4 protein-coding genes and 1 pseudogene are annotated in these 4,290 nt (G+C 31.1%); 2 read left to right on the forward strand and 3 right to left on the reverse strand.

Features of this window, described 5'->3' with window-relative positions; translation table 11 throughout:
• Positions 1–19: 19 nt before the first annotated feature.
• Together HG1285_RS05790 and rlmN are read right to left on the reverse strand one after the other, a co-directional pair.
• Positions 20–364, reverse strand: a complete 345-nt coding sequence (locus HG1285_RS05790) for an Hsp20/alpha crystallin family protein (RefSeq protein WP_008288305.1) — start codon at positions 362–364, stop codon at positions 20–22.
• A gap of 12 nt (positions 365–376) precedes the next feature.
• A complete protein-coding gene (rlmN, locus tag HG1285_RS05785) occupies positions 377–1,444 on the reverse strand; it encodes a 23S rRNA (adenine(2503)-C(2))-methyltransferase RlmN (protein ID WP_008288306.1) in 1,068 nt (355 codons plus the stop codon).
• An 80-nt stretch (positions 1,445–1,524) separates the two neighbouring features.
• Between rlmN and rpsO the strand changes: the two genes are divergently transcribed.
• Together rpsO and HG1285_RS05775 are read left to right on the forward strand one after the other, a co-directional pair.
• Positions 1,525–1,809, forward strand: coding sequence for a 30S ribosomal protein S15 (rpsO, locus tag HG1285_RS05780; protein WP_008288307.1), 285 nt, complete (start codon positions 1,525–1,527; stop codon positions 1,807–1,809).
• A gap of 138 nt (positions 1,810–1,947) precedes the next feature.
• Positions 1,948–4,074 (forward strand): polyribonucleotide nucleotidyltransferase, encoded by a 2,127-nt coding sequence (locus tag HG1285_RS05775; protein ID WP_008288308.1) that lies wholly within the window; start codon positions 1,948–1,950, stop codon positions 4,072–4,074.
• A gap of 4 nt (positions 4,075–4,078) precedes the next feature.
• Here HG1285_RS05775 and HG1285_RS19770 read toward each other — a convergent pair.
• Positions 4,079–4,290 (reverse strand): annotated as a pseudogene (locus tag HG1285_RS19770) (hypothetical protein); the annotation flags it as partial.

Here is a 4,290-nt window from a genome sequence, read left to right on the forward strand (position 1 = left end):
ACTGGGGTGAAAGCATTCACTACCTCCTGAAAATTATGTTTATTTTTACTGATGTATCAATGAAAATTTCATTTTTTAGTTTAGGAATTTTTATATATAAAACTCCATTTCTATATTCTGCCTGTGCTTTTTCAATATTAATATTTTCCGGAAAATTTATTTTCCTTAAAAACTTACCTGAAAATCTCTCCATCAGTATGTAATTTTTAAATTTTTCTTTTAGTTTTTTCCCTTTAACGACAATATAATTTTCACCACCTTTAACCTCTATATCCGCAGGATTAATTCCAGGAATATCCATAATAACATAATAAAAGTCTACATTATCAATTATATCAATAGGAAGTGGCTCATTTCTAACCATAACTTTCCCTTTTTAAGTTATTTTTATAAAATTATTTAACTCTTTTTTTCTTAACTGTCCACATGCTGCTGAAATATCCCTTCCTTTGCTCCATCTGATAAAAGCAGAAATATTATGCTCCCAGAGGATTTTTTGAAACTTTTCTACCCTTTTTTCATCAGGTCTTTTATAATCACTTTCTTCAAATGGATTAAATGGTATGAGATTAACCTTATACCTTTTTTTATTCTTTCCAATAAGTTTTACAAGCTTTTTAGCATCTTCTTCTGTATCATTGACATCTTTAATTAAAACATATTCAAGCATTATTCTATAACCTGTTTTAAAAGGAAGAGAGTTTAAAGTTTTCATTAAGTCTTCAATGGTATTAGTTTTTGAAATAGGCATTATGCTTTCTCTTACTTTCTGGTCTGAAGCATTTAATGAAACTGCAAGCCTTACCTGTGGAAATTCAGGGTCGTTGTACATTTTAAGTATCTGGGCTATTATTCCAGAAGATGAAATTGTTATTTTTCTATTTGATAAATCAAGCATATTTTTATCTGTCATTATCTGAACTGCTTTTCTTACATTATCATAATTTGCAAGAGGCTCACCCATTCCCATAAAAACAACATTTGAAATTCTATTTTCATTTCCAACAAATCTTTGAACCTGAAGGTACTGGTCTATTATTTCTGCGGTAGTTAAATTTCTTATAAGTCCGTCTTTAGTTGTATAGCAAAATGTGCATCCAACTGCACATCCAACCTGCGTGGAAACACATATGGTATTATGGTCTCTTTCTGGAATAAAAACAGATTCAATTGTGTTTCCGTCTTTCAATCTCCATAAAAACTTTATACTTCCATCAATCTGTGATTTTTCATAAGAAACAAGTTTTAAACTTTCAAACTCTGTATTTTCTTTAAGGTAATTTCTTATATCTTTTGATAAGTCTGTCATTTCATCATAAGAAGAAACTTTTTTATTATAAAGCCACTTTGATATTTGCTTTGCCCTAAACTTATGCCAGTTTTTATCTTTTACCCAGTTTTCAAGTTCTTTAAAGTTTAAATCTTTTAAATTAACTTTTTCCATACTATTTGCCTTAACAACAAATTTTTATAATATGATATAATATATTTCTTGAAAAAATTTAACAATGTTAGGAGGTTTTCATGTCCATCACTGCAGAGAAAAAAGCAGAAATAATTAAGAAATACGCAAGACACGAAGGTGATACTGGCTCTCCAGAAGTTCAGATTGCAATTTTAACTGAAAGAATTAAAAATTTAACAGAACATATAAAACAAAATAAAAAAGACCTTCACTCAAGAAGAGGTCTTATAGGAATGGTTAATAAAAGAAGAAAACTTTTAAATTACCTTAAAAGAGTTGATGTTGAAAGATACAAAAAAATAGTAGAAGAACTTGGAATTAGACAGTCAAAATCTGAACAGTAATTTTTTATCAAATGGGCATCGCTTTATGCGGTGCTTTCCTAAATTTAACAATTACATGCACCAGAAATTAATACTCAATTTTTGTGATATAATTCAATTAATCATATTAAAACCACTAAAAAGGGAGAAACATACAAAATGGACAATACTCAAATTACTGTAGAAAAAGTAAGTGCAACTATTGATGGAAAGGAAATATCTATTGAAACCGGATACTTTGCAAAACAGGCTAACGGGGCTGTAATAGTAAAATCAGGAGAAACTGAAGTTTTTGTAGCTGCTGTAGTATCTTCTGAAGCACAGCCTGATATAGATTTTCTTCCTTTAACAGTTGAGTACAGAGAAAAAACATACGCTTACGGCAAAATACCTGGAGGATTTGTAAAAAGAGAAGGTAAACCTTCAAATAGAGAAATTCTTGTTTCAAGGCTTATAGATAGACCAATAAGACCTTTATTTCCAAAAGGATTTCATAATGACGTAATTATTACTGCTATGACATTATCTGCTGATGATAAGAATGACCCAGATGTTCTCGCAATAACAGGGGTATCTGCTGCATTAATGATATCTGAAGCACCATTTGAAGGTCCTATTGCTGGAGTTAGAGTGGCAAGAGTTGACGGTAAATTTATTGCAAATCCAACTTATGAAGAAAGAGATAAATCTGATATGGACATAGTTGTTGCAGGAACTAAAGATGCTATAGTTATGGTTGAAGGTGGTTCAGAAGAGGTTCCTGAAGAAGAGATATTAGAAGCTATAATGTTTGCACATGAACATATAAAGCAGTTGATAGATTTTCAAATTGAGCTTCAGAAAAAGGTTGGAAAAGAAAAAATAGTTGTAGAAAAAGATGAAATTGAAGAAAAACTTAAAGAAGACTTAGAAAAATATAGAGATGAAATATTTGAAGCTTTTAAAATACAGGATAAAAAAGAAAGAAATAAAACTATAGACTCTATTTTTGAAAAAGCCGTAGAAGAAATAGAAATTCCTGAGGACATCCTTGTAAAAGCTAAAATCATATATAAAGAATTTGTTTCTCAATTAATGAGAGAAAAAGTATTTAAAGATAAAACAAGAATTGACGGCAGAAAACCTGATGAAATCAGACCTATATGGATAAAAGTTGGAATGCTTCCGCGCGTTCACGGGTCTGCACTTTTCACAAGGGGACAGACACAAGCCCTTGGAGTTGTAACATTAGGAGCACCTGGAGAAGAACAGATAGAAGAAAGCATTGAAGAAGGTGAAGAAAAGAAAAGATTTATGCTCCATTATAACTTTCCACCATTTAGTGTAGGAGAGGCAAGACCTCCAAGAGCTCCATCAAGAAGAGAAATAGGACACGGAGCTTTAGCAGAAAGGGCTTTAGAACCTTTAATACCATCAGAAGAAGATTTTCCTTATGTTATAAGGGTTGTATCTGAAATTTTAGAATCAAATGGTTCAACTTCTATGGCAACAGTATGTGCAGGTTCTTTATCTTTATTTGACGCAGGAGTTCCAATGCAAAAACACGTTGCCGGTATTGCAATGGGACTTTTAAAAGAAGAAGACGAATATATAATTCTTACCGATATACTTGGAGATGAAGACCATCTTGGAGATATGGATTTTAAAGTTGCAGGTACAAGAGACGGCGTAACTGCCATACAAATGGACATTAAAATAAAAGGTTTAACTAAGGAAATCCTTGAGAAAGCTCTCCAGCAGGCAAGAAAAGCAAGATTTCATATCCTTGACTTAATGTATGAAGCAATACCACAGCCAAGACCAGAAGTTTCAAAATATGCTCCATCTGTTGTTAAAATTAGAGTACTGCCAGATAAAATACCTTTAATTATTGGACCTTCAGGCAAGAATATTAAGAAAATAATAGATGAAACAGGTGTAAAAATAGACATAGAACCAGATGGTCTTGTAAAAATATATGCTGTAAACAAAGAAGCAGCTGATAAAGCAGTAAAAATGATAGATGAGCTCGTAATGGATATAGAAAAAGGAGATATTTTCTTAGGAAAAGTTACAAGGGTTGAAGATTATGGAGCATTTGTTGAACTTATGCCAGGAAGACTAAGTCTTTTACATGTATCTCAAATAACAGGAGAAAGATTACGCTCTGCTAAAGATAAAATAAGCGTAGGTGATATTCTAAAAGTAAAGGTTATTGATATTGACGAACAGGGAAGAGTTAAAGTTTCTTTGAAAGATGTTAAAGAATCTGATGAAGCAAAAAACAAAGATATTTTTAAAGAATAGTAATCTAAAGGGTTAATTTTGTAATTAACCCATTTTCATTTTTTATTAAATTTTTAAGCTCAAGATTAAATAAAATTGTTATCAGCTGGTCTGCAGGAATAGACAATTTTTCCAAAAGATTATCAAAATGGGTGTTATTTTCTATGCTGTCAAGAATTTGTTTTTCAATTTCATCTAAATCTGGCAGGACATTTTCATCTTTTTTCCTTAAATACG

It is taken from the genome of Hydrogenivirga sp. 128-5-R1-1 (genome assembly GCF_000171895.1).

Coding starts and splice junctions, on each gene's coding strand:
- HG1285_RS05790 (WP_008288305.1), bottom strand. CDS start 364: ATGGTTAGAAATGAGCCACTTCCTATTGATATAATTGATAATGTAGAC.
- rlmN (WP_008288306.1), bottom strand. CDS start 1,444: ATGGAAAAAGTTAATTTAAAAGATTTAAACTTTAAAGAACTTGAAAAC.
- rpsO (WP_008288307.1), top strand. CDS start 1,525: ATGTCCATCACTGCAGAGAAAAAAGCAGAAATAATTAAGAAATACGCA.
- HG1285_RS05775 (WP_008288308.1), top strand. CDS start 1,948: ATGGACAATACTCAAATTACTGTAGAAAAAGTAAGTGCAACTATTGAT.